General features: G+C 65.9%; 25 protein-coding genes and 1 tRNA gene. 16 read left to right on the top strand and 10 right to left on the bottom strand.

Translation table 11 applies throughout. The annotated features are described in order from the left end of the window. The first annotated feature begins 5 nt into the window (after positions 1–5). The 3 genes from EPL00_RS03650 (at position 6) to EPL00_RS03660 (ending at position 1,605) form a co-directional block, all read left to right on the top strand. Positions 6–284, top strand: coding sequence for a hypothetical protein (locus tag EPL00_RS03650; protein WP_202932538.1), 279 nt, complete (start codon positions 6–8; stop codon positions 282–284). Between the two features lie 93 nt (positions 285–377). Then, a complete protein-coding gene (locus tag EPL00_RS03655) occupies positions 378–761 on the top strand; it encodes a hypothetical protein (RefSeq protein WP_135851777.1) in 384 nt (127 codons plus the stop codon). A 97-nt stretch (positions 762–858) separates the two neighbouring features. Continuing rightward, positions 859–1,605 (top strand): proteasome assembly chaperone family protein, encoded by a 747-nt coding sequence (locus EPL00_RS03660; RefSeq protein WP_135851776.1) that lies wholly within the window; start codon positions 859–861, stop codon positions 1,603–1,605. Positions 1,606–1,833: 228 nt separating this feature from the next. Here the strand turns inward: EPL00_RS03660 and EPL00_RS23445 are convergent, their stop codons facing one another. Next, complete coding sequence (locus EPL00_RS23445) at positions 1,834–1,986, bottom strand: hypothetical protein (protein WP_202932539.1); 153 nt, start codon at positions 1,984–1,986, stop codon at positions 1,834–1,836. A 184-nt stretch (positions 1,987–2,170) separates the two neighbouring features. Next, positions 2,171–3,541 (bottom strand): geranylgeranyl reductase family protein, encoded by a 1,371-nt coding sequence (locus EPL00_RS03665; protein WP_135851775.1) that lies wholly within the window; start codon positions 3,539–3,541, stop codon positions 2,171–2,173. A 141-nt stretch (positions 3,542–3,682) separates the two neighbouring features. Between EPL00_RS03665 and EPL00_RS03670 the strand changes: the two genes are divergently transcribed. Continuing rightward, positions 3,683–4,018 (top strand): 2Fe-2S iron-sulfur cluster-binding protein, encoded by a 336-nt coding sequence (locus tag EPL00_RS03670; RefSeq protein WP_135851774.1) that lies wholly within the window; start codon positions 3,683–3,685, stop codon positions 4,016–4,018. Positions 4,019–4,055: 37 nt separating this feature from the next. Here the strand turns inward: EPL00_RS03670 and EPL00_RS03675 are convergent, their stop codons facing one another. The 4 genes from EPL00_RS03675 to EPL00_RS03690 form a co-directional block, all read right to left on the bottom strand. Further along, positions 4,056–4,220 (bottom strand): hypothetical protein, encoded by a 165-nt coding sequence (locus EPL00_RS03675; protein ID WP_162224139.1) that lies wholly within the window; start codon positions 4,218–4,220, stop codon positions 4,056–4,058. A gap of 251 nt (positions 4,221–4,471) precedes the next feature. After that, positions 4,472–5,284 (bottom strand): AAC(3) family N-acetyltransferase, encoded by an 813-nt coding sequence (locus EPL00_RS03680; protein ID WP_135851773.1) that lies wholly within the window; start codon positions 5,282–5,284, stop codon positions 4,472–4,474. Between the two features lie 202 nt (positions 5,285–5,486). After that, positions 5,487–6,080, bottom strand: coding sequence for a flavin reductase family protein (locus tag EPL00_RS03685; protein ID WP_135851772.1), 594 nt, complete (start codon positions 6,078–6,080; stop codon positions 5,487–5,489). A 378-nt stretch (positions 6,081–6,458) separates the two neighbouring features. Then, complete coding sequence (locus tag EPL00_RS03690) at positions 6,459–7,625, bottom strand: MBL fold metallo-hydrolase (protein ID WP_368407935.1); 1,167 nt, start codon at positions 7,623–7,625, stop codon at positions 6,459–6,461. Positions 7,626–8,203: 578 nt separating this feature from the next. Between EPL00_RS03690 and EPL00_RS03695 the strand changes: the two genes are divergently transcribed. The 5 genes from EPL00_RS03695 (at position 8,204) to msrA (ending at position 11,827) form a co-directional block, all read left to right on the top strand. Continuing rightward, positions 8,204–8,863 carry a rubrerythrin family protein gene (locus tag EPL00_RS03695; RefSeq protein ID WP_135851770.1) on the top strand — a complete coding sequence of 220 codons (660 nt, stop codon included), beginning with the start codon at positions 8,204–8,206 and terminating at the stop codon, positions 8,861–8,863. 88 nt (positions 8,864–8,951) lie between these two features. After that, the gene (locus EPL00_RS03700) at positions 8,952–9,626 is read left to right on the top strand and encodes an SCO family protein (protein WP_135851769.1); all 675 of its coding nucleotides are present in this window, start codon (positions 8,952–8,954) and stop codon (positions 9,624–9,626) included. Continuing rightward, positions 9,623–10,150, top strand: a complete 528-nt coding sequence (locus EPL00_RS03705) for a TlpA family protein disulfide reductase (protein WP_135851768.1) — start codon at positions 9,623–9,625, stop codon at positions 10,148–10,150. Before EPL00_RS03700 ends, EPL00_RS03705 begins: the two co-directional genes overlap by 4 nt. A 19-nt stretch (positions 10,151–10,169) precedes the next feature. After that, positions 10,170–10,826, top strand: a complete 657-nt coding sequence (locus EPL00_RS03710) for a cytochrome c biogenesis protein CcdA (protein ID WP_135851767.1) — start codon at positions 10,170–10,172, stop codon at positions 10,824–10,826. 461 nt (positions 10,827–11,287) lie between these two features. Then, positions 11,288–11,827, top strand: a complete 540-nt coding sequence (msrA, locus tag EPL00_RS03715) for a peptide-methionine (S)-S-oxide reductase MsrA (RefSeq protein WP_135851766.1) — start codon at positions 11,288–11,290, stop codon at positions 11,825–11,827. 60 nt (positions 11,828–11,887) lie between these two features. On the opposite strand, the gene EPL00_RS03720 is transcribed toward msrA, so the two are convergent. After that, the gene (locus tag EPL00_RS03720; RefSeq protein WP_135851765.1) at positions 11,888–13,234 is read right to left on the bottom strand and encodes a cytochrome P450; all 1,347 of its coding nucleotides are present in this window, start codon (positions 13,232–13,234) and stop codon (positions 11,888–11,890) included. Between the two features lie 335 nt (positions 13,235–13,569). Between EPL00_RS03720 and EPL00_RS03725 the strand changes: the two genes are divergently transcribed. From EPL00_RS03725 to EPL00_RS03745, 5 genes are all read left to right on the top strand, one after another. After that, on the top strand, positions 13,570–14,532 hold the full coding sequence (locus tag EPL00_RS03725; protein ID WP_135851764.1) for a UbiA family prenyltransferase: 963 nt from the start codon (positions 13,570–13,572) through the stop codon (positions 14,530–14,532). Between the two features lie 92 nt (positions 14,533–14,624). Beyond that, entirely contained in the window at positions 14,625–15,323 is a 699-nt protein-coding gene (locus EPL00_RS03730) for a cupin domain-containing protein (protein ID WP_135851763.1), read from the top strand. 4 nt (positions 15,324–15,327) lie between these two features. Next, the gene (locus tag EPL00_RS03735) at positions 15,328–16,695 is read left to right on the top strand and encodes an FAD-dependent oxidoreductase (RefSeq protein WP_135851762.1); all 1,368 of its coding nucleotides are present in this window, start codon (positions 15,328–15,330) and stop codon (positions 16,693–16,695) included. A 132-nt stretch (positions 16,696–16,827) separates the two neighbouring features. Then, complete coding sequence (locus EPL00_RS03740) at positions 16,828–17,586, top strand: hypothetical protein (RefSeq protein ID WP_135851761.1); 759 nt, start codon at positions 16,828–16,830, stop codon at positions 17,584–17,586. Between the two features lie 124 nt (positions 17,587–17,710). Beyond that, complete coding sequence (locus EPL00_RS03745; protein WP_135851760.1) at positions 17,711–17,986, top strand: hypothetical protein; 276 nt, start codon at positions 17,711–17,713, stop codon at positions 17,984–17,986. 96 nt (positions 17,987–18,082) lie between these two features. Here the strand turns inward: EPL00_RS03745 and EPL00_RS03750 are convergent. The 3 genes from EPL00_RS03750 to EPL00_RS03760 all read right to left on the bottom strand — a co-directional run bounded on the left by EPL00_RS03750 (position 18,083) and on the right by EPL00_RS03760 (position 19,839). Beyond that, positions 18,083–18,157 (bottom strand) — tRNA-Arg (locus EPL00_RS03750). A gap of 71 nt (positions 18,158–18,228) precedes the next feature. Continuing rightward, positions 18,229–18,396 (bottom strand): hypothetical protein, encoded by a 168-nt coding sequence (locus EPL00_RS03755; protein ID WP_162224140.1) that lies wholly within the window; start codon positions 18,394–18,396, stop codon positions 18,229–18,231. 135 nt (positions 18,397–18,531) lie between these two features. Beyond that, the gene (locus tag EPL00_RS03760; protein ID WP_135851759.1) at positions 18,532–19,839 is read right to left on the bottom strand and encodes a geranylgeranylglyceryl/heptaprenylglyceryl phosphate synthase; all 1,308 of its coding nucleotides are present in this window, start codon (positions 19,837–19,839) and stop codon (positions 18,532–18,534) included. A 128-nt stretch (positions 19,840–19,967) separates the two neighbouring features. Here EPL00_RS03760 and EPL00_RS03765 point away from each other — a divergent pair, with 128 nt between their 5' ends. Next, entirely contained in the window at positions 19,968–21,080 is a 1,113-nt protein-coding gene (locus EPL00_RS03765) for a hypothetical protein (protein ID WP_135851758.1), read from the top strand. 147 nt (positions 21,081–21,227) lie between these two features. Next, complete coding sequence (locus EPL00_RS03770; protein WP_135851757.1) at positions 21,228–21,884, top strand: RAD55 family ATPase; 657 nt, start codon at positions 21,228–21,230, stop codon at positions 21,882–21,884. Positions 21,885–21,941 lie beyond the last annotated feature (57 nt).

Raw genomic sequence — 21,941 nt, forward strand, 5'->3', positions numbered from 1 at the left:
GTCGTATGGCAAACGCGAACGCGCCCGACGATGTGGACTGGGACGACGCCGCGCGCATGGAACTCGAACCCGACGCAATACACGAGAGCGACAGCGGGTACTACTTCGACTGCCCGGAGTGTGGCTCCCCGGCGACCGTCGAGAACATCATCGAGGAGGGCCGGTGCAACGGCTATCTGAACGAGCAGGTCGAGGGCATCGACTTCGACGTGGAGAACATCTCCTGTTCGGCCCGCCTCCAACTCGAACTGGCCTACACCTCGGACCCCGAGTCCGAGGCGTAGCACGGACTGCTCGATTTCCGAGAGATAGCCCGCTAGACACGACGACGCGGGAGATTAGCAACTATTTTGAATGCGAATCGTCTCGGGTTGGCCATGAACTCTCCGGGTGACCGACGCGGGATGGCGCGACAGGTGGCTCGCGGGGTCGGACTCCTCGCCGTCGTCGTAGGAATGCTGACCGTCGGGACGCTCGGTCCCGAGGCGTTCACGCTCGAAGCCGTCGCCGCCGCGGCGGAAAAGCTCGTGGACGCGAGTCGGTCGGCGTCGCCAGCGCCCTTCGTCGCGGCCGGACTGTTCGTCGTCGGGGTCCTCGTCGCGGTCCGCGTCGAGTACGGTCCCTTCGGAACCATCGAGGCCGCACAGCGACGGTCAGCAACCTGTCGTATCTGCGAGCATCGCATCGGTGGGTCACGGACCAAATGCCCGTACTGTAACACAGCAGACCCCGTCGAGTCCGACGCCACCGAATCGCAATAAGCAACGGCGATTTCCGCGATACAGTAACGCGAATCGAACAGTGGCGGAAGCTACACTTGCCCGGACCTTTATGCGGTCACTGCCACATTGCCTTCACATGGCATCCGTCACTGTCGTCGCCGAGGACGTGTCGCTCGACGAACCGACGCTGGTCGAGGGGCTACCGGGCGTCGGACTGGTCGGCAAGATAGCGACCGACCACCTCGTGGAGACGTTCGACATGACCTACTACGCCAGCATCGACTGCGACGGTCTCCCCCAAATCTCGGTCTACGAGGAGTCCGGCCGCGACCTCCGGCCGCCGGTCCGGCTCTACGCCGACGAGGAGCGGGACCTCGTGGCCCTCCAGAGCGACGTGCCGGTGTCGGCCTCGGCCTCCTCGGACTTCGCCTCGTGCATCAGCGACTGGCTCGAAGACCACGACGCGACGGCCATCTACATGAGTGGACTCCCGAACCAGAAGGAGGCCGACGAGATTCCGTCGCTCTACGGCGTCGCGAGCGGCGACGCGGGCGACCGACTGGACGAGCAGGACATCGACCTGCCGACCGAGCGCGGCGCGGTCAGCGGTCCCACGGGCGCGCTCCTCCACGAGGCGGGGGCGCGCGACCTCGACGCGCTCGGTCTCATCGTGGAGAGCGACCCCCAGTTCCCCGACCCGGAGGCCGCCCGCATCCTCGTCGAACACGGTATCGCACCGCTGACGGGCATCGACGTGGGCACCGACGACCTCGTGGACCGCGCCGAGGAGATAAGCGAGCAGAAAGAGCAACTCGCCCAGCGCATGCAGGAGGCCGAGACCGACGAGAGTTCCCAAGCCCAGCCGCTCAGGATGTTCCAATGAAACTTTTACTGCGCTCGTAGATTCGCCTCCGGCGAATCTCCTCGCTGGTAAAACTTTCATGAAAAACACGGCGTCACCCTCTCAGTCTCCCCTCGCTTCGCTCGGTGAGGCTTCGAGGGATTCCTTGGTCCGCTCGCTTCGCTCGCGGTCGGACTGCTGGTGTCAAACCGCACCGCAGGGTACGGTCTCCTTCCAGTCGCTCGCTGTAACGTGCGAAAAGCGGACTCGCTACTCCGGATTGGCCTGTTCTCGTAGCTCCTCGACGTGAGCCTCGATTCGGCTGAGGGCGGCGTCGGCGTCCATGTAGCCCTTGTCGTACTCGTCGTACACCGTGTCTGCTTCGCTCAGGAACTCGGAAACTGCGTCTTCGAGGTCGCTCATACCACGTCGAACGCGGGGCATCGAGAAAGGTGTGATGAAATCGTGCGAGTTCGACGGTCGATGTACCCACCGACACCCGCACGAGCGAAGCGAGCGGCGGAACGACTGCCGTGTTTTTGGTCGAGCTTTTGCAAGGGAGGGAATTCGCCGCAGGCGAATTGCCGACCGCTGGAAAAGGTCGTCTTTAGTATTTCGGGTCCGCGCCGGTCGTCTCGTAGATGTCCTCCATCAGCGAGTCGCGCTTCTGTTGCCACGTTTCCAGACCCTGCGGGCGACTCGGGTACTTCTCGTAGTGGTCGATGAGGTCGTCGGCGAGGTTCTTCGTCTCGTAGAGGTCGTAGACGAGGTCCCAGTGGCCGAACGACTTGATGGCCATCTGAATCTTGAGCCACCAGCCGATGTTGGCCGACCCCGAGTAGAGGGCTTCCGCGAGTTTCGTGGCGGGGAGCGCGCCCAGCAGGCCCATCAGGTCGTCTACGTCCACCGCGGTCGAGAAGATGTTGTACACGTCGAGTCCGGCGTAGCGCGCGCCGAAGTGGTCCATCACGTGTTGGTTGTACTCCCAGAGGTTCGCCTCGCTCACGTCGCCCTCCTCGATGGCGTCCATCGCGGCCTCGGCGGCGTACTTGCCCGCGTAGGCCGCGCCAGCGATGCCGCCGCCCGTGGTCGGGTTGACGTGGCCCGCCGCGTCGCCGACCGCCATGAAGCCCGGCGCAGTCGCCGAGTCGTAGGGGCGGCGCGTCGGGAGCGCCGCGCCGAGTTTGTCCTCCACCGTCGCGTTCTGGAACTCCGGCCGGTTCTGGAGGTCCTTGCGCAGGTCGTCCACGAGGTGCATCGGCTCCTCGGTCATCTGGAAGCCCAGTCCCGCGTTGATTTCGGTGTCGGTCCGCGGGAAGTACCAGAGGTAGCCCGCCGCGCGCTCGGTCGGCTTGAACACCAAGGCGTCGTCCCACGGCACCGGCTCCTCGACCTCCACGATTTCGCGGTACGCCGAACAGAACTGCGAGTAGGTGACGTTCGTGTCGAACGTCGGGTCTTCGAGGTCGGCCTTGTCCTGCAGAATCGACAGCGACCCCGCGGCGTCGATGACGATGTCGGCGTCGTACCGCTGGATGTCGCCCTTCTTCTTGCCGCGGACGCCGGTGACACGACCGTCCTCGCGCTGAGTTACGTCCTTGACCACGGTGTCGTAGTGGAACTCGACGCCCGCGCGCTCTGCTCCCTCGATGATGCGGCGGCCGTACTCCCAGCGGTCGATGACCGCCAACTCGCCGGGCACCGGGATTTCGAGGACCGTGTTCTCTTGGGGAATCTCGAACCGGCCGTGGTCTACGTCCGTATTCGTAAAGGATGGCTCCAACTGGGACTTCGGGATGGCCTCGGGGAAGGCGTCTGCACCCTTCAGGGCGTCGCCGCAGGCGATGTGACCAGCTTCCTCCTCGTCCTTGCGCTCGACGATGACGACATCGTAGCCTTCGCGTGCCGCGGTCGCGGCGGCGTAGCAACCCGCCGTCCCCGCTCCGACGACGACGATGTCGCACTCGTGGGTAGTCATGCCTTCGGCTACGTGACGGAGGGGGCAAAACTCTTTATGAGCGAATCGACGTTCTGTCGCTTCGACGCCGACACTCCCGGTAATCTACGGGGCGCGACCCGGCGATAAAGAGTAAAGTAACGGAGTTTCGTACCACGAAGTATGACCGAGTACACCGTCGAGTTCGTCGGCACGGGCGAGAGTATCGAAGTCTCGGACAAAGAGACCATCCTCAGCAAGTGCATCGAGGAGGGTATCGCCCAAGAGTACTCCTGTCGCGTGGGGATGTGTCTGGCCTGCTCGGCGGAAATTCTGGAGGGCGACGTGACCCAGCCCGCGGCCCGCGGCCTCACCGACGAGGAGGCCGAGGACTACGCGCTGACGTGCATGGCGCGCCCCGACAGCGACCTGAAGTTGGACCGCGGGAAGTACCCGCCGAGCATCGAGGCCGACGCGGAGGCGCTGGAGAGCGAACCTGCCGCGGCCGACGACGACTGATTATCGGTCCGTACGAGTCAAAGAAGTAGGAGACGGGCTATTTTCCGATAATCGTAGAGAGAAGGTCACGGAAGCTCTGGGAGTCGGTCATCTCGGAGATGTCTTCTTCGGTGACCGTGTACAGTTCACGCTTCTCTTGCTCGCTGTATTCGACAGTTGTGCATCCGTCAGCGTCGTCGGAGCCGGATTCGAGTTTGGGCATAGATTGGTCACCTCAGCTTACTACGTCACCAACGGCACCGGCGTATTTCATAGTAAGCCTTCGTGCTGGTTCTTCATCAAGTTTTGTCTCACTTATATTTTCGGGACTGTCAATACTTAAGACACCGATTAGTCGCCTCGAAGAATCCAACGCTTCATATTTCATGTCTCAAACAGTACGTTGGTAAAATAGTACCGAAATTCCATACGTGTGACGATACGAGAACGTCCAAGTCCCCCAACTGCCCCCGGCTACGCCCGATTCTTCTCGAACCAGTCGGCGGCGTAGTCCACCGCGGCCCGCTGAGAGACGAGTTTCGCGTCCGCGGGGCCGACCGCGCCTTCCGTCACCGCTTCGGGGTGGGCCTCCTCGAAGTCCGACCCTGCCTCCGCGAAGTCGTCGGCGTCGTACGAGAGGTGTTCGAGCGTGATTCGCTCCGGCTCGCCGTCGTCGCCGACGACGGTCGTCTCGTGGGTCGAGATTTCTTGGTCGCGGTCCGCGCGATGCTCCGCGAGGTGGAACGAGGTGTTGGTGTCGAATTGGGTCCCGAGCATCAGAATCGCCCCGTCGCGGTCGTAGACTTCCGCGAGCGGCGACTTCTCGCCCAGTCCGTTCCGGTAGGCGTGGTCGGCGACGACCTCCTCGGCGTCGGCACCCCACGCCGCGAAGGAGTAGGTCGGGTGGCGACTCCGGTGGACCTCGGGGTAGGACCGAAAACACTCCGGAATCGCGCCAACGTTCCACGTCGGCGTCACGTCGGGGCGGTAGGGCGGGCGCTCGGTTCGAATGGTCTCCTCCCAGTCGTCGGGGACTGCCGGGTTCTGCCAGCCCTCCGGGTCGCTGTACTGGGTCGAGTGGGTCGGCATCACGAGCGTCCCTCCGGGCGTGACCGCCTCCATCAGCGCGTCCACGACCGCGGGTTCGCCGCCCGTGACCCAGCCGAGCGAGGAGAGCGACGAGTGGACCAGCAGGGTGTCGCCCGCCTCGACGCCGAGGTCGGCGAGGTCGCTGGCGATTCTATCGGGCGTTACGGGTTCGTCGGTGCGTTCGATGCGTTCGTCCATGTTTGAGAGGCAAGGGGTCGCTTCGCAGTCGTTCACTCCGAGCAACCGGTCCCGCCGGTAAAACCTTTGTCGGGGTGTGAGCCGTGGTTTCACGACTCTCGGAGCGGACCGGCGGACAGACGGACCGGCAGACCGGCGAACCAGCGGACAGACGGACCGACAGACCGGAGGACCGACAGACCGGCGGACCGGCGGAGGCGCTTCAGGGCGGACGTTCCATCGAGAATCGCTCGTCGGTCGTCGCGTAGAGACTGCCCGAGAGTCGGCCCACGGCGTCCAACTTCTCCACGTCCAACTTCGCGTCGGTCGTCACGTCGTCGTCCAGATGGACCCACTCGACCTCGCCGAGGACCATCGTGGAGTCGCCCACGTCAACCATGTCGTAGCGCGAACACTCGAAGGCGACCGGGGATTCGGCGACGCGCGGCGGCGCGACGAGGTGCGAGTCGGCGCGGGTCACGTCGGCGTGGTCGAACTCGCTCTCGCCCGCGGGCAGGGTCGCGCTGGTCTCGTTCATCGCTTCGGCGACCGACTCGGTGACGACGTTGACGACGAACTCGCCGGTCTCGCGGATGTTTCGGGGCGTGTCTTTCAGGCCGCCGGGCGCGCCGTCGTCGTCCACCGGCGCGAACATCACGACCGGCGGGTCCACCGCGACCACGTTGAAGAAACTGTAGGGCGCGAGGTTGTCCACTCCCTCGGGGCCGGTCGTGCTGACCCACGCGATTGGCCGGGGCACGACCGCGCCCGCGAGGGTCCGGTACAGCGAGGACTCCTCGTCGGGGTCGATTTCCATACCGAGAGATGGGAGTTCGGCGTGGAATGGTTTGCGCTTCCGGCGAGCGACGGGTCTCCTCGGAGTGCGCTCGGCGGCGCGACTCACCGACGAACGCTCCGAGACTCAAGCCACGGGCGAACGCCCTGTTATCAAACCCACTAGCACGCTCGGCCACGCAGACCGCTCGTTTGGGTGGACTGAAAGGGGCCGCCCGGTCGCGGGTCGGAGACCCGTGGTCGCCTCTGTGGGCCACTATCCACGACGAGTCGAGCGAAGCGAAGACGAGTCGGGGATATCCCGCAGAGCGACCGCGACCGGGCGGGGGCTTTCGAAATCGTCGTCGCCCACTCTCGCCAGTCGTTCCGACGGGACTTTCGACGTTCCAACTCGAACGTCTCAATCCATCGCCGCGACCGCGCAGTTGTTCGGCTCGAGTTCCACCTCGAAGGCCGTCTCGTCGTCCAGCGATTCGCGGCCGAGATTCGCCGGGATGATCTCGCCGTAGTTGGCAGGCCGAGGAGGGAGCGACTCCAGAACCCGGTCCACGAACACCCCTTTCTCGTCGGGAATTCGGAGTCGGTCGGCCACCGCGTCGAGTCGCGCGGCGAAGGTGTCGTTCTCGCCGGGGTTCGGCACGGCATCGGGCGTCCGGTGGCCGGGCGCGACCAGCGTCTCATCGGGGAGCGCGAGGAGGTCTTCGGTCAGCGTGTCGTACAGCGTCCCGGCGAGGTCGCGCGCGCCCTCGTCGCCGCGTTCGAGGTCCGGGCGGCCGAAGCTGTCGGTGAAGAGCGCGTCGCCCGAGAAGAGAATACTATCGCTTGGAGAGTCGCCACCAAGTCGGAGCGCGGTCAACTCGGTCGTGTGCCCCGGCGCGTGGAGCGCGGTCAGGGTCGCGTCGCCGACGCGAATCTCGTCGCCGTCTTCGACGAGCCTCGCGTCGAGGGCGTCCGCGAGGCCGCGCTCCCGTGCGCCCGCGGGCAGGACTGCTTGCGCGCCCTCCTCGTCGGCGAGTCGGCGGACGCCCGACACGTGGTCGGCGTGGACGTGCGTGTCGATGGCGTAGCGGAGTTCGGCACCGAACTCCTCGGCGTCGGCGACGTACCGGTCGGCGAACGCACGCAGAGGGTCGATGACCGCGGCCTCGTGGCCGGAGACGACCAGATAGGCCAGACAGCCGCTTGCGGGCCGGTCGTACTGGAGGACGGTCGCGTCGGTCTCCTCGGAAGGGAGTTCGCGCGCCACGTACACCCGCGCCCAGCCCTCCATGCCGGAGTCGAGGTTTCGCGCGTCGACGCCCTCCTCGCGGAGGAGTTCGGCGACCGTCGCGCTGACCTCCCCGCGGGGACAGACCGCCACGACCGGCTCGCGGAGGTCGAGGTCCGCGACGAACTCGCCGACCTCGCCGCGGGCCTTCGCCGCCGCGAACTCGGCGTACGTGACTTGGGTCGCCTCGACGTTCTCGCCGGTGATGCGCCACGCCTCGACCTCGTCGCGGTTGCGCACGTCGAGGAGGTGGACCGCCTCGCCGCGCCGGATTCGGTCGTGTAACTCGTCGGGCGACAGCGACGGGGCATCCACGTCCTCGGCAGATTGGTCGGTGGCGTCGGTGGATTGCTCGTCGTCGGTCGAACGGTTCTCTTCGGTCATGGGAGATGCTACGACCTGCGGAGAAAAAACGATGCGTGGCGTTGCCTCCGAAGACCACCCGGCGCGCGGGAACGACGAGCGAAGCGAGTGAGTGGCTCGCGCGAGGGACGAGCGAGCGACGCGAGCAAGGAGGTTGGGGAGGACGAGGTGCCGTGCGGGCGGGGCGGGAAACTCCCCGTTCGCGCCGATAGTGCGGTTCGCGGCCGCGGTGCGGTCCACGGCCCGGTGCCATGCGGCGGACTCCTCGTTGTCGGCTCCAGTGCGGTCTGCCGTCGCAGTCTCGGCGATGTCGGCACTTGCGTCTTCACAACCCGGAGAGTCACCTCCCCAACGCCACCGCTCGCCAGCGACCGCAGTATCTCCTCGGCGACACAAAAATGAAAATAGCCCCAAAACCATCTACACATTGCTCAAAGAAATACGAAGACGCTCGAATCTCGGCCCCGACCGAGTCCCCACGAACCTTCAAGCGCGCCGACGCCGAACACGGAGGCATGGACGCCGACGCATTCCCGGACGCGGTTCGAGACGCCAAAGCAACCGAACTCGACCGCCTCGGCTCCCAGCAGGCGCTCGTCGCGCTCACGGACGCCGACCTCGGCGTCGAACAGGTCCTCCGGGCCGCCGCCCAGAGCGAACACACCGCCAGCGAGACGTTCACGGCGTGGGCCGAGTCCGCCGCGGAAGCGAGCGAAGCCGCCGACGCCGACGCGACCGACGCCGCCGAGGAGTTCGCCGCGCTGGCCGACGACGAGCGCGACCACTACGACCGCGTGGTGGCGCAACTCGACGGCGAGTTCACCCCCGCCGACGCGGTGGACCCGATGCACGAGTACCTGCGGGGTCTCGACGCCACCGTCGAGCGCGCGGCGGGACTGGTCGGCCGGTCGCTCGCCAGCGACCGCACCCAGTTGCAGGTCGTGAACTTCTTCGTCAACGAGGCCGACGAGCGCCGGGCCGACCTCTTTCGGGACCTGCGCTCGGACACGCAGGCGGGCGTCGAGACCGGTACCGACCTGCTGGCGGCCCACTGTCAGCGCGACGACGACTGGGAGCGCGCCCGCGAAGTCGCCGCGGAGACCGTCCAAATCGCCTACGACGACTACGCCGAGACGTTACAGGGGATGGGACTGGACCCGAAGCCCATCTGCTGAGCGTTCTGCTGGCGTCCGACCACCGGCACCGCAATCTTTCGAGAGGCGTACCAGATTACCTTTAGCCCGCCGACGGTAAGGGCCGACCATGAATCGGCGCGACTACCTACGGACTGCGACAGCGGTGGGAATCGCGGGGGCCGCGGGATGTACGGGGATGCTCGACTCCGACGCGAACCCGAACGTGACGTTGGGCAAACCCGACCGGGACGCCGACATCACGAGCGAGGACCTGCCGTACCCGGCATGGGGCCAGAAAGTCCCGGCCGTCTCCCTCCCGGCACCGCTGGACGACCGGACCGTAGACCTCCGGAGCGTCGGGAAACCGAGCCTGCTGACCTTCTTCTACAGCCACTGCCAGACCGTCTGTCCGGTCCTCGTCTCGGCGATGCGGAACGTCCAGACTCACTCGCTGAACGAGGAGTACGCCGACGACGTTGCCTTCTTCCCGACGACGTTCGACCCGGCGCGCGACGACGCCGAGCGGTTCCGAGCCTACGCCGACAAGATGAACGTCGATACCGACGCCGGAAACTGGCACTTCCTGCGCCCCGAGTCGAAAGACCGCGCGAAGTCGGTCGTCCAAGAGGAGTTCGGCGTGCGCTTCGACCGCACGGAACCGGACGACATGGACAGGTACATGTTCGCCCACAGCGCGCTCACGTTCCTCGTGAACGCCGACGGCTACGTCGAACGCGCCTATCGCTCGAAGTCACCGAATGCCGACACGATTATCTCGGACCTCGAAGAAGTCAGAGCATGAACCGACGCCGCGCCCTCGTCGCACTCGGCGGTCTCGGCCTGACCGGGACGAGCGCGTGGGTCCTCCAAAGCGACGTGGGCGAGAGCGACGACGCGCTCCCGATGCGCGTCGAGACGCTGGACGCGCCGGGGTCGTCCGCCGGAGGAGTCCGTGTCCCGCCCGAGAACGCCGTCACCGTCCTCGACCTGTTCGCCACGTGGTGTGCGCCATGCGAGAAGCAGATGGACGCGCTCACCGCGGTCCGCGAGAGCTACGGCGACGAGGTGGCGATGCTCTCGGTCACGAACGAACGCCTCGGCGGGTCGCTAACGAAGGGGGACCTCCGCGAGTGGTGGCGCGACCACGACGGCGCGTGGACGCTCGGTCTCGACCCGGCCAGCGACCTGATGACCGCGCTCGGCGCGGGGTCCATTCCCCACCTCGCAATCTTCGACGCCTCGGGGGAGGTCCGCTGGCAGGAGGGCGGTCTCACCGACGAGGAGACCCTCCGAACCGAAATCGACCGCGCGCTCCGAGAGGCGTGACCGGCCCGGTGATTCAGGTATGACGGCCACCGAGTTCGCCGGGGCGCTCGCGTTCGCGGCCAGCACGGGCGTCACGACGTTCTTCGCGCCCTGCGCGTTCCCGCTCCTGCCGGGCTACGTCGGCTACTACGTCGAGCGCGGCGACGACTCGTCGGGGGTCGCCTCCGCGCTGGCGGCCGCCGGGGGCGCGCTGGTCGCGCTCGGAGCCGTCGCCCTCCTCGCGTTCGCGCTCGGGCAGACGCTCACGTCCGTCCTGCCGTTTTTCGAACCGCTAGTCGGCGTCGGGTTGGTCGCGTTCGGCGCGCTGGCGCTGACCGGCCGCGCGCCCGACCTCCGGGTCGCGCTCCCCGAGCGCCCCCAGTCGGTCGTCGGCTTCGGCGTCTTCGGCGGAGTGTACGCCGTCGCAGCCGCGGGGTGTGTCGCACCGTTACTCCTCGGCGTCGTCACCCAAGCCCTCGCGTTCTCGCCCGCCCGAGGAGTCGCCGTCGTCGGCGTCTACGCCGCCGGGGTCGCGGCCCCGCTCGTCGGCGTCACCCTGCTGGCCAGCGCGGGCGTCGAGACGTGGCGGGACCTTGGCCACTACGCCGGGTCGCTGGAGCGGGCGGCCGCGGTCGTGATGATTCTGGCGGGCCTCGGACAGCTCTACCTCTCGGTCGTGGTGCTGGACGTTCTCTGAATCCGTGCAGTGAATCGAGGTCTGTCGGGTGCGCCATCCGATTCTAATTTTTCCGGCGCGTGCGAGCGTCTGCGCGAACGGTGCGCGGCGGGAACGCGCCGCGCCCATCCGCGCGAGGGACGAACGACCGAGTAAAACGAGGGAGTGAGGAAGTTAGGGGGTTCGAGGCTCGCGCTCGGCCCAATACTCTACCGACGGACGCTCAATCGGCCAACCGAACCGTTTGGGTGGACTGAAAGGGGCCGCCCGCTCGCGTTCATCTTGGTCGTCTGAGCAGGCTACTATTCGATGCGCCGAACGTCAGTGAGGCGCGAGAATATCCTGCTCAGCGACCGCGAGCGGGCGGGGGCTTTCTACGACTTCTCTGCGGTATTTCAGTCGGCCACTCCATTCATCACAGAAACGTCGAGTCCTAGCCGGTTCCCGCAAACCTAACCGTCTCGACCACCTACGGACGAGTAATGACGACGAACAGTGCGACCCTCGGCGGCGGGTGTTTCTGGTGTACCGAAGCGGCGTTCAAGGAACTCGACGGCGTGACCGCGGTCACGTCGGGCTACGCTGGCGGACACGTCGCAGACCCGACCTACGAGGAGGTCTGTTCGGGCGACACCGGCCACGCCGAGGTCGTGCGGGTCGAGTTCGACCCCGAGGTGCTGAGCTACGAGGACGTGCTGAAGGTCTTCTTCACGGTCCACGACCCGACGCAACTCAACCGGCAAGGACCCGACGTGGGCACCCAGTATCGGTCGGCCATATTCTACCACGACGACGACCAGCGCGAGGTCGCCGAGCGGTTCATCGACGAGTTGGAGGCCGAAGGGGCCTACGACGAGGACGACATCGTGACCGAGGTCGAACCCCTCGATACCTTCTACGAAGCCGAGGAGTACCACCAAGACTACTACGAGAAGAACCCCAACGACCAGTACTGCTCGATTCAGGCCGAACCGAAGGTTCAGAAGGTCCGCGAGAAGTTCGCCGACAAACTCAAACAGTAGGTCCGTCGTCGCCTCGCGCGGAGAGTTACGACCCCGCGCTCACCGGACCGAGGAGACCGGCTATCTCGGCGTCGGCACCATCGTAACGTCCGTGTCGGGTCGCAACGAGATGGAGGGCTTGAACTCGATTTTCTCCAGCGTCGTCTCCAACTCCCAGTTCCGGAGCATCGTGGCCAGAATCGCCTTCACCTCGAACTTCGCGAACCGCGAGGCGATACAGCGGCGCGGGCCGCCGCCGAACGGGAAGTAGGCGAACCCCGGCAGGCGCTCCTCGAACTCGTCGGTCCAGCGTTCGGGGCGGTAGCTCAACGGGTCGTCGTAGAACGTCGAGTCGCGGTGGATGGCCCACTGCTGACACGAGACGGTCGTGCCCTCGGGGATGGCGTAGCCCGCGAGCGTCGTGTCGGCTTTGGTCTCTCGGAGCATCGAGTAGACCGGCGGATAGAGCCGTAGCGACTCGGTGAGCGCCTTGTCGAGGTACGTGAGTCGCGGTATGTCGGCGAACGTGGGCGCGTCGCCGTCCAGCACGTCGTCCAGTTCGGCGTGGACCTTCTCCATCGCGTAGGGGTTCTTGGCGAGCAACTGGAGGGTGTAGGTCGCCGACAGCGTGGTGTTCTCGTGGGCCGCCAGCAGGAGCGTGAACACCTCGTCGCGTATCTGCTGGCGCGAGAGCGGGTCGTCCTTGTCCAGCAGGAGGTCGATGACCGTCTGTTGGTCCGAGTCGCTGGCCTTCGCCTCGTCGATGATGGTGTAGGCCGTCTCGTCTATCAGCGCGAGCGCCTCCCGGTACTCGCGCTTGCCGGGCATGGGCATCCACTCAGGGACTTCGACCGGCCGCCAGAGTCGCCGCGCCACGTAGTCCCGGACCGTCTCCATCGCGGCGGGGATGTCGCCGTCCAGCGGTCGCACGTCGAAGTCGAACAGCACCTTCCCGGCGATTTCGAGGGTGGTGTACATCAGGTCCTCGTAGACGCTTCGCTCCTCGCCGGAGGTCCAGCGGTCCATCCGGCGCTGAGTGTAGTCGGTCATCACCTGACAGTGGCGACTCAGCGTCTCGGGGTCGAACGCGGGTTCGAGGGTCTCGCGCTGGGACTGCCAGAAGTCGCCCTCCGCGAGCAACACGCCGTTCCCGCAGATGGGTCCCATCAGGTCGTCGAACTGCTGGCCCTTGACGTACTCGTCGTCGTTGTTGACCAACACGTCCTTGACGTACTCGGGGGAACTCACCGTCACGAAATCGTTGCCGCCGAGGGTGAAGTACGCGACCGGGCCATACTCGTCGGCGGTCTCGGTGTAAAACTGGAGCGGGTCCTCGAAGAACTCTTTCAGACTTCCGACGAGCGGCAGTTCGTCTGGTCCGGGGGGTTTCGTTGCTACTTCGACATCGTTCGCTGTGGTTTCGGCCATGGGTTGTCTCCTCGTACGTGAGAACCGTCGCGAGTACGTCCCCGGACCGACCGCCGTCGAGTCACCGTCGGGGATTCATACCGGACGACTGTTATATTACTGTAAATTTATTTCTAGATTTAAGTAATTTTGGTATCTACCGAACTTCACGAGGAGAACCGTAATCGAATCGGAAGCGACTCTCTTTTCCGCGGACGGCGGCCGAGAGACGAGGAGCCCCGACGTTCGACGCGGCAAGTCGGTCGTCGCTCGACGGGAGGGCGAGCCTGACAGACGTTATGTATATCAAAACTATTAATTAACCCTATATCAATACTCTGTTCGTGAGTGAATTAATGGCGGGAAAACAGAATAATAAAGTTTCCCGCACCCCTTTGGGCGTCGTCAAAAAGATAGTCGTTCTCGGCCGACCGCGGACGTGGTTCTTCTCGTACTTCGCGTGTCTGGCGGGACTCGCGATGGGGAGTCAGACGCCCTCGCTGTTCGTCACGGTCGTCGCCCTCGCGCTGTTCTCGGTCACGACCGCCGCGACGAACCAACTCAACGCCTACACCGACAGGGACGAGGACGAAGCCAACCTCCCCGGCAGGGTGTCGATGGTCGATTACGTCGGCCCGACCCGACTGCGGAACGTCGCGCTCGGCAGTTTCATGGCCGTCGTCTTCGTCGCTTTCTGGGTCGATATCGTGTTCGGCGTCGTCATGACTGTCGCCGCGCTCGACTGCATCTTCTACTCGATGCCGCCCCTGCGACTCAAGGCGCGACCGCTCGCGAGTCTCGTGGCGTTCTCCGGCGCGTTCGGCTTCCCGCTCGTGGCCGGATACCTGCTGACCTCACCGACCGTCTCGCTCCCGCCCATCGTGGCGATAATGACTTTCTGGTTCTTCACCTACGGCGCGGTCAAGAACCTCCCCGACTACCACGGCGACAAGGAGGCGGGCCTCCGGACCCCGGCGACGATATTCGACACGCGACGCGACGCCGTGGTCTTCGCCGCCGCGTTGCTCCTGACTCCGTTCCCGCTCATCGTCGGTGCCGCCTTGAGCGGTCTCATCGCGACGAAGTACCTCCTGTTGCTCGTGTTCCTGCTGTTCTTGGTCTACCTGCTGAAGAAGACCTTCGACAGCGACACGGCGAAGGAACTGGAAATCGCTCACACCGACGGGTTCTTCTACGCCGTCTCGGTGTCCGCGGTGTTCTTCCTGCTCCAAACCCAGTCGGTTCGGGCGCTCGCGCTCGCCGCTGCGCCGTTCGCCCTCCTCGGCGTCATCGAGAAGGCCGAGTTCGACTCCCGGTAGACCTGAGACGGCGACGCTCGTCCAACTATCGGCGAGCCGACGCCCGAAATCAATCCACAGGTGTTATACCCTTTCTCTCATAGACGTTCGTCATGGGAACAATTACGACCGGTCGCCCGTTGGACGAGAACGGCGACTTCCGCGACGGTCCGGCGCTCGAACTCGACCCGGACGGACCCGCGGCCGAGATGCTGGCGGACTCGCCGTACCCGCTCGCGTCCGGCCCGGCCGCCGACACGTGGTCCGCGATAACGCAACTCCCCGAGCGCGACGGCTCGTCGGAGCCCGCGATGGTCGTGTGGCTCGGCCCCGACGCGACCGAACTGCCGCCACACGTCCACCGTCACGACTCGGAGTACTTCCGCGCGCTGACCGGGGAAGTGACCTTCGTCGTGGACGACGAACCCCACCGACTCGGCCGCGGCGAGGAGATAACCGTCGAACCCGGCCAAAAGCACTACTTCCGGAACGACACGGACGAACACGTCGCGTTCTACGCCGAGGTGCCGTGGACCAAGACCATCGAGACCCAGATGACCACCTTCGGGATGGACCACGAGGGGAAGTTCGGGAGCGACGGGTCGTTCGGCGACCCCGACGCGATACAGGGACTCCTGCTGTCGGAGTACATCAGCGACGGGACGCGAATCACCGCGGCACCGTTCGCGGTCCAGCGGCTCATGTGGGCGACGGTCGGCCGCGTCGCCAAGCTGATGGGCCGGGAGGCGACCGACGACAAGTACATGCGAGACGAGTTCTGGGAGCGTCACGTCGAGCAACCGGAGCTGTAGGGACGTGAGTCTGTCAACCGTAGCGCGATACGACGATGGTCGGCTCGCTCGGACTGACGACGAGGTCGTCGTCGTCGGGGCGAGCATGGCCGGACTCCTCGCCGGGCGCGTCCTCGCCGACTACGCACGGGAGGTCACGATTCTGGACAAGGACCCGCTTCCCGACGAGTCGGTCGCGCGCCGAGGAGTCCGGCAGGCCGAACACGTCCACGTCATGCTGGAGGCCGGACGCGCCACGCTCGAAGACCTCTTTCCGGGGTTCAGCGAGGAGTTGCTCTCGGCGGGCGGTCTCGTCGTGGACGGCGCGAGGGACGTGCGCCAGCATCAGGAAGGCGACTTCCTCGCCGACGGGCGGTCGCGGTTTCCGCTGTACTGTGCGAGTCGGCCGCTGTTCGAGCGGGTCGTCCGTCGCCGGGTCGCCGAGCGACCGAACGTCACGCTCCGGCCCAACTGCACGTTCACCGGCTATCGCCACGACGAGGAGGCCCGGCGGGTCACCGGCGCGACGGTCGCGGACGAGGGCGGGGAGACGACCGCGCTCGACGCCGACCTCGTGGTGGACGCCACCGGTCGGACCTCCCGGACGCCCGACTGGCTCGCGGCCAACGGGTACGAGTCGCCCGCGGCCGAGGAGGTGACCGTCGATTTGGCTTACAGCACGGTCGCCGTCGAGCGTCCGCCGGACGACCGCCGGGCGTTGCTCGTCTCGCCGTCGCCGCCCGTCACCCGCGGCGGAACCGCGGTTCCGGTCGAGGACGACCGCTGGATAGTGACGCTGTTCGGACTCCACGGCGACCACCCGCCCGCCGACCCCGGGGGCGTCGAAACGTTCGCCGAAGGACTCCCGACGCCGGAACTGGCCGCCCTGCTGGCCGACCACGAGTGGGTCTCCGACGAGGTCCACCAGTATCCGTTCCCCGCGAGCGTCCGGCGTCGCTACGACGAGGTGGGCGCGTTTCCCGACGGTCTCGTCGTGTTGGGCGACGCGATAGCGAGCTTCAACCCCATCTACGGGCAGGGGATGTCGGTGGCCGCCCTCGAAGCGGTGCAACTGCACCACGCGCTCGCGGAGGGCGGACGGGCCGACCTCGCACCGCGATTCTTCGAGAAGGCCGACGCCGTGGTCGATTCCGCGTGGAAAATCGCCGCCGGAGCGGACTTCGACTTCCCGCAGACCGAGGGCCCCGAACCCGCCGGAGCCGGGCTACTCAATCGCTACGTCTCGCGGTTGGTCCGGACCGCCCACGACGACCCGAAGGTGGCCGAGCGGTTCGGCCGCGTCATCCGCTTGGAGCGGTCGCCGACGGCGCTGGTGGCCCCGGACGTTCTCCTCCGGGTCCTCGCTCCCGCGTCGGTCAGGCGGTTCTTCTGAGCGGGACTCATCTCTCTCGAACTTCGTCGTTCTCCTCGAATCCGCACTCGTTACTCTAGAATCGAGTGTAAATCTATGCCGTACCGGCAGAGTTATAATAAATCGTTCGTGATGGATTGGTGATACAGTCGCATGTCCGACCTCCTCCCGTTTCTCCTCGACCCGCCGCCCGAGTCGATAGCCGAGTACTACACCTACGCCGCGGAGTACGTCGTCGGCGTGACCGACGGTATGGGCTTCGACCACGACGGCATCGAATCGACGGTCGAACGCGGTGCCGACGCCCTCGCGTCGGAGACTCGGGAGGTCGAACCCGCGACAGCCCGGTCCATCGCGTCGGTCCTGCTGGACGACGCGGCGTGGTACACCGCCTACGCCGAGTGGCGACCGCTCCCGACTCAACTGGCGTTCAAGTTCCGGTTCTTTCCGCTGATTCGCGCGCTCCGCGACGTGGCCGAACCGTACGCCCGCCGCGTCGGGTCGGTCTCGCACCCGCCGTTCAGTCGGCCCGCGGACGTGACCGTCGCCGGGCGACCGGTTTCGAACTTCATCGACGACGCCGAGCGACAGTTCCTCCTCGGGGCCGCCATCCTACAGACCGAGTGGTACGTCGACGCCGCGACCCACCACGGCGTCTCGGTTCCGGACGGTCTCCTCGAACGCTCGACCGAGGAGTTCGCCGCCTACTTCGCGGGCAAGCGAGACTCCTTCTCGCCGCAAGTGCGCAAATTCCAGTCCGAACTGTTCCGCGAGAGCGTCCGGTGGGTCACCCGGTTCGAGCGACGCTTCGGCCGGGCGTCGTTGCTGGACGCGGAGGGAATCAGCGACACGGCCAAGCAGAACATCGACCTGATGGAGACGTTCTTGGAATCGGAACTGCGCGCACAGTGAGTGAGGCTCGGCTGTCGGAAGCGACGGAGGTGAACCCGGTGCGCGTCCGGATCGTGGCCCAGTATGCTAGGGGAATCGTATTACTTCCCTCATTCTCTATATGGTTTCATCGGTTGATTCTACCATGAGTACGGAGAGAAACAGCAATTCGTCCCGGTCACTGACCCGCATCTTAGCCGAGGAGATCGCGGACCAGAGCGACTACGACCTCGGCAACTCCGAGTTCTGCCTCTACGACGAGACCGACGCCGAAGCGTTAGAGACCTTCGTGGAGAACACCGATGGCCCCCTGAGAACCGAAATCCGACTCTTCGAGATGACCGTCACCATCAGAAAGACCCGTGACGGAGCGACCACGGTGTCAATCGAACCGGTAGACGAACCGACGGCCTGCGACTGAAGCGACCGGAAGCGGGCGACCGACGGCGTAGTTCCTGACCGGGTAGAGGTCTCCGAGTGTCTACTTCCCGTTAATTCGGACCGTTCGGAAAACGAGTGGGCGCTACAGGATTTGAACCCGTGGCAGCTTGGTCCGAAGCCAAGTACTCTGTCCAGACTGAGCTAAGCGCCCTCATCCAATCGTAATGCCTCGCTTGTTTTAAACACAGTGGTTTCGACCGGCCGTGGGCTGGCGTACCGAACTCAGTCGGTGACGACGCCGTCCCAGTCGATGCGGTCGATGACGCAACCGTCGCAGTCGGGGCAGGTCTGACGGTCGAGCGAGAACGTCGCGCCGCAGTTCTTGCACTCGTAGCTCTCGTCGGAATCGGTCTGGCAGACCACGCGTGCAAGTTTCTCGGCGAGACTCATGCTGCTACGACCACCTGTTTCTACGAACTGCGTTAAGACAGTTTTCATTTGTCGCGCCGAGAACAGCCAATAGAGTGGCTGAAATAGTATTTTACGGGGCGCTCTAGAGTGCTGTGAAACGGGTGTTGAGTGATGCTACGGCGGCAGTGTCAGCGCGAGGTGGGTCGTGACCGCCTCGTCGGCGCTCGGCCGGGACCCGTCCGCGCGGCGTTCGGCACAGTCGGAATCGAGGCGTTCGCCGTCTCTCGCGAGCGCGGCGAGGTTGCGCCGGACCAGCGCGGCGTCGGACTCGGCGAGGCCATCGAATAGGCCGGGACCGAGCGCGCGCCGGAGGTCGTCGCCAGCGAACCGGTCCCCGCGCTCGCCGTCGCTCGCCTCCGCGTCGGCGCGCAGTCGAATCCATGTCCGGACCGTCGCGGTCAGATATCGGCGAGCGAGTCGTTCGGGGTCGGGCGCGCCGGGAATCGTCGCGAGGTAGGCCGCCGCGTTCGAGTCCGCGACGGCGACGTTCTCGCCGACCCACTCGCGGACCGCCACGGTGGACGCGTCCGGGTCGAGGGCGTCGGCCGCACGCTCGCAGAGTTCCCGCTCCTCGTCGGCGACGCGGTGGAAGGCGTCGCCGACGACCACGGTGTCCGCGCCCGCGGCGAGCATCTCCTCGGCGCGCTCCCGCGAGTCGATGCCGCCGCCGTACCAGAGCCGCGACCACGTCAGTCCGTCCGCGATGGCGTCGAGGGTCCGGACGGCTTCGTCCCCGCCGTACGTCCCCGAGTATTCGAGGTAGACGAGTTCGCTTTCGAGGTGGCGCTCGGCCGCCATCGAACGCTGTTTGGCCTCCCGAGGAGCCAGCAGGTCCGCCTCGCCCACGTTGGCCTCGCGGGCGGCGGCGCTGTCTGGGTTCTGGATGACGTAGGCCTCGAACACCGCGTCCGCGAGGAGCCACGACGTGGCGAAGTCCGCAAGCGCGTCCGCGACGAATCCGGGGCACCACGGCAGTTTCTCGTCCAGCATCTCGGGGACCATCTCGTCGCGCATGTACTCGGCACCCTCGCCCAACTGGCCGACCAGCGACTCCGAGTCGCCGTTCAGTACCTCGGGGATGGCCAGCATGTCGGCCTGCTCGCGGGTCCGAGGCGTGACGTGGCGCGGGCCGCTCGGTTCGTGGAACACCGGGACCGAGGAGGGCGCGAGCAACTCGAAGGTCTCCTCGGTGTTGGTCGCGGTCACGTCGGCCGACCCGCCGACCGACACCGCGCTGGTGTGGCGGAGATAGAGGGGATAGAGGAGTGGCAGTTTCTTGTCGTCCTCGGGGTCTACCTTGGTGACGTGGGTCCAGTCGCCGGGGACCGGGTTGGTATCGACCGGCAGGGCGGTCCGGGCGGCCAGCGAGGCCCCGCGGCCGAGGCGGCCGAGCAGTCGCGCGGTGCCGTCGAGACTCGTCATACAGGCTACGACCCGGCGAGAACGTGATAAATAGCTCGCTTCCGCGAGCGGGGCGGAGACTCCTCGGCGTTTCCCGCCGACCGGGATAACACAACCCTGAAATACCGCGGCGGGCGACTCTCGTCCACATGGGTAGCGTTCGGTCCCGAATCCCGGCGACTGCGCGGGCGCTCGTTGGCCACCTCGCGGAGTCGCGGGACCCGCGGGTCGCGACGATGGTGTTGCTCCGGAACGAGGTCGACTCCGAGATAGCGTCGATGACCGAACGCCTGTTTCTGAGCGTCGAGCGCGACCTCCAGCGGGCGCGCGAGGAGGGCGAGCTAGAGCCCACTCGCGGCGCGGCCGACGAGCAAGCCCGGTTCGACTACGACACGCGGCTCGTGTTGCCCGCGATGTTGACGCTCGGTCGGATTCACGTCGAGGCGGGCGACGTGCCGCTGGCCCGCCTCGGCCGGGACGTGGACCACGAACTCGTCGCTCGCGGGCGCGAGACGACTCGAAACGTGGTGCGTGCGCTGTTGGACGGGGACATGCGCGACGCCATCAACGACGACGAGTACGAGGACTTCGAGACGAACCTCCGGCCGCGCGAGCGCGTCGCCGAGTTGGCCCAATCGAGCCTGCAATCGGGCGTCGAGGAGTGGTTCGCCCGCGACGAGACCCCCGAGGAGGTCCGGGCGGCCTACGAGCGGGCGGTCGCCCTCTCCGAGCGCCACCAAGACGAAGACGAGGCGTTCCGCGAGTTGCTCGACCGGTTCAACGATTCGCCCCCGAACTCCGACGAGCGCGCGGCCGCCGCCGAGGCCATCCGCGACGAGTACAAGTTCGCCGAGAGCGACGGTGCGGACCTCTTCGAGGCGGCGACCGACCTGCCGTACTTCGCGACCCAGTACGCCCGCGTCGGCGTCCTCTACGAGGACATGCTCAACATGTACGAGGCCGACCTCGGGATGTCGCTGGGCGAGGGGTTCAAGCGCGCCATCGTGTTGATGGTCGTCGGCGCGCAGGTCGGACTGGACGACACCGACGACTACCCCGAAGACAAGGGGAGCCAACTCACGCCAGTCACTGCCGAGTTGAACCTCGCCGACAGTCGGGCGGCGGGCAGAGAGCGCGTCCGGAAGATTACGAACGCCTACCTCGACCGGGCCGACGACTGCGCCGACGACGGCGACCACCTCACGCGAATCGCCATCGAGTACATCCGCCAGCAGTCGCTCGACCGCATCGAACGGTTGTAACTGTGGTCTCTCCGGGGGCGTGGTTACACGGGAGAGACAGTAATCAAAAAGAATATAAGCGGGAGAGAATATTTTACTGCCAGACGACGCCGGGGACGGGACTGGCCGCGGCCCCGTCCCGGTCGCGACTCTACCCGAGAAACTGCCATGTACGGATTGGGAGAGGTCTGTCCGGGGGTCGAGGTCGAACCGGGGACGAACCTCCTGGTGGCCGGGCCGCCGATGACGGGCAAACGAACTCTCGCTCTGGAGATTCTCGCGCACGGCAACCGTCGCGGGGACGGAACCATCGTCGTCACGACGAAAGACGGCGGCGAGGACGTGCGTGAGGACCTCCGTGAGAGACTCGGCCGCGACGAAAACGCACCAATCGGTATCGTGGACTGTGTCTCCAAGCAACAAGGCATGAACCCCGCCCAGAGCGAAGACATCGCCTACGCCTCCTCACCCAAGGACATGACCGGTATCGGGATTCAGCTCTCGGAGTTCTTGCAGGGCTTCTACAAGGACCGCAACGTCCAGCGCAACCGCATCCTCCTCCACTCGCTCTCGACGCTGTTGATGTACTCGAACCTCCAGACCGTGTTCCGGTTCCTCCACGTGTTCACGGGCCGAGTCCAGAGTGCCGACGCGCTGGGCATCTTCGTCATCGACTCGACGGCCCACGACCAGCAGACGATGAGTACGCTCCAGCAGTTGTTCGACGGCCAAATCGAGGTCCGCGAGGGCGAGGACAACCGGTCGGAACTCCGGGTGAAGGGCGTCGGCGAGAACACCGACTGGCGGCCGGTGCCGGAGTTCTGAAGCCCGCGGTCCGGTGGGTCTCGACGTTCCCCTACCTCAACCCTTTTGCACGCAGGC

The organism is Halorussus salinus (assembly GCF_004765815.2).
Taxonomy (GTDB): Archaea; Halobacteriota; Halobacteria; order Halobacteriales; family Haladaptataceae; genus Halorussus; species Halorussus salinus.

Excerpts from the sequence above, each read along its gene's own strand:
- EPL00_RS03650 (WP_202932538.1), top strand. The coding sequence starts at position 6 with ATGGCAAACGCGAACGCGCCCGACGATGTGGACTGGGACGACGCCGCG.
- EPL00_RS03655 (WP_135851777.1), top strand. The coding sequence starts at position 378 with ATGAACTCTCCGGGTGACCGACGCGGGATGGCGCGACAGGTGGCTCGC.
- EPL00_RS03660 (WP_135851776.1), top strand. The coding sequence starts at position 859 with ATGGCATCCGTCACTGTCGTCGCCGAGGACGTGTCGCTCGACGAACCG.
- EPL00_RS23445 (WP_202932539.1), bottom strand. The coding sequence starts at position 1,986 with ATGAGCGACCTCGAAGACGCAGTTTCCGAGTTCCTGAGCGAAGCAGAC.
- EPL00_RS03665 (WP_135851775.1), bottom strand. The coding sequence starts at position 3,541 with ATGACTACCCACGAGTGCGACATCGTCGTCGTCGGAGCGGGGACGGCG.
- EPL00_RS03670 (WP_135851774.1), top strand. The coding sequence starts at position 3,683 with ATGACCGAGTACACCGTCGAGTTCGTCGGCACGGGCGAGAGTATCGAA.
- EPL00_RS03675 (WP_162224139.1), bottom strand. The coding sequence starts at position 4,220 with ATGCCCAAACTCGAATCCGGCTCCGACGACGCTGACGGATGCACAACT.
- EPL00_RS03680 (WP_135851773.1), bottom strand. The coding sequence starts at position 5,284 with ATGGACGAACGCATCGAACGCACCGACGAACCCGTAACGCCCGATAGA.
- EPL00_RS03685 (WP_135851772.1), bottom strand. The coding sequence starts at position 6,080 with ATGGAAATCGACCCCGACGAGGAGTCCTCGCTGTACCGGACCCTCGCG.
- EPL00_RS03695 (WP_135851770.1), top strand. The coding sequence starts at position 8,204 with ATGGACGCCGACGCATTCCCGGACGCGGTTCGAGACGCCAAAGCAACC.
- EPL00_RS03700 (WP_135851769.1), top strand. The coding sequence starts at position 8,952 with ATGAATCGGCGCGACTACCTACGGACTGCGACAGCGGTGGGAATCGCG.
- EPL00_RS03705 (WP_135851768.1), top strand. The coding sequence starts at position 9,623 with ATGAACCGACGCCGCGCCCTCGTCGCACTCGGCGGTCTCGGCCTGACC.
- EPL00_RS03710 (WP_135851767.1), top strand. The coding sequence starts at position 10,170 with ATGACGGCCACCGAGTTCGCCGGGGCGCTCGCGTTCGCGGCCAGCACG.
- msrA (WP_135851766.1), top strand. The coding sequence starts at position 11,288 with ATGACGACGAACAGTGCGACCCTCGGCGGCGGGTGTTTCTGGTGTACC.
- EPL00_RS03720 (WP_135851765.1), bottom strand. The coding sequence starts at position 13,234 with ATGGCCGAAACCACAGCGAACGATGTCGAAGTAGCAACGAAACCCCCC.
- EPL00_RS03725 (WP_135851764.1), top strand. The coding sequence starts at position 13,570 with ATGGCGGGAAAACAGAATAATAAAGTTTCCCGCACCCCTTTGGGCGTC.
- EPL00_RS03730 (WP_135851763.1), top strand. The coding sequence starts at position 14,625 with ATGGGAACAATTACGACCGGTCGCCCGTTGGACGAGAACGGCGACTTC.
- EPL00_RS03740 (WP_135851761.1), top strand. The coding sequence starts at position 16,828 with ATGTCCGACCTCCTCCCGTTTCTCCTCGACCCGCCGCCCGAGTCGATA.
- EPL00_RS03745 (WP_135851760.1), top strand. The coding sequence starts at position 17,711 with ATGAGTACGGAGAGAAACAGCAATTCGTCCCGGTCACTGACCCGCATC.
- EPL00_RS03755 (WP_162224140.1), bottom strand. The coding sequence starts at position 18,396 with ATGAGTCTCGCCGAGAAACTTGCACGCGTGGTCTGCCAGACCGATTCC.
- EPL00_RS03760 (WP_135851759.1), bottom strand. The coding sequence starts at position 19,839 with ATGACGAGTCTCGACGGCACCGCGCGACTGCTCGGCCGCCTCGGCCGC.
- EPL00_RS03765 (WP_135851758.1), top strand. The coding sequence starts at position 19,968 with ATGGGTAGCGTTCGGTCCCGAATCCCGGCGACTGCGCGGGCGCTCGTT.
- EPL00_RS03770 (WP_135851757.1), top strand. The coding sequence starts at position 21,228 with ATGTACGGATTGGGAGAGGTCTGTCCGGGGGTCGAGGTCGAACCGGGG.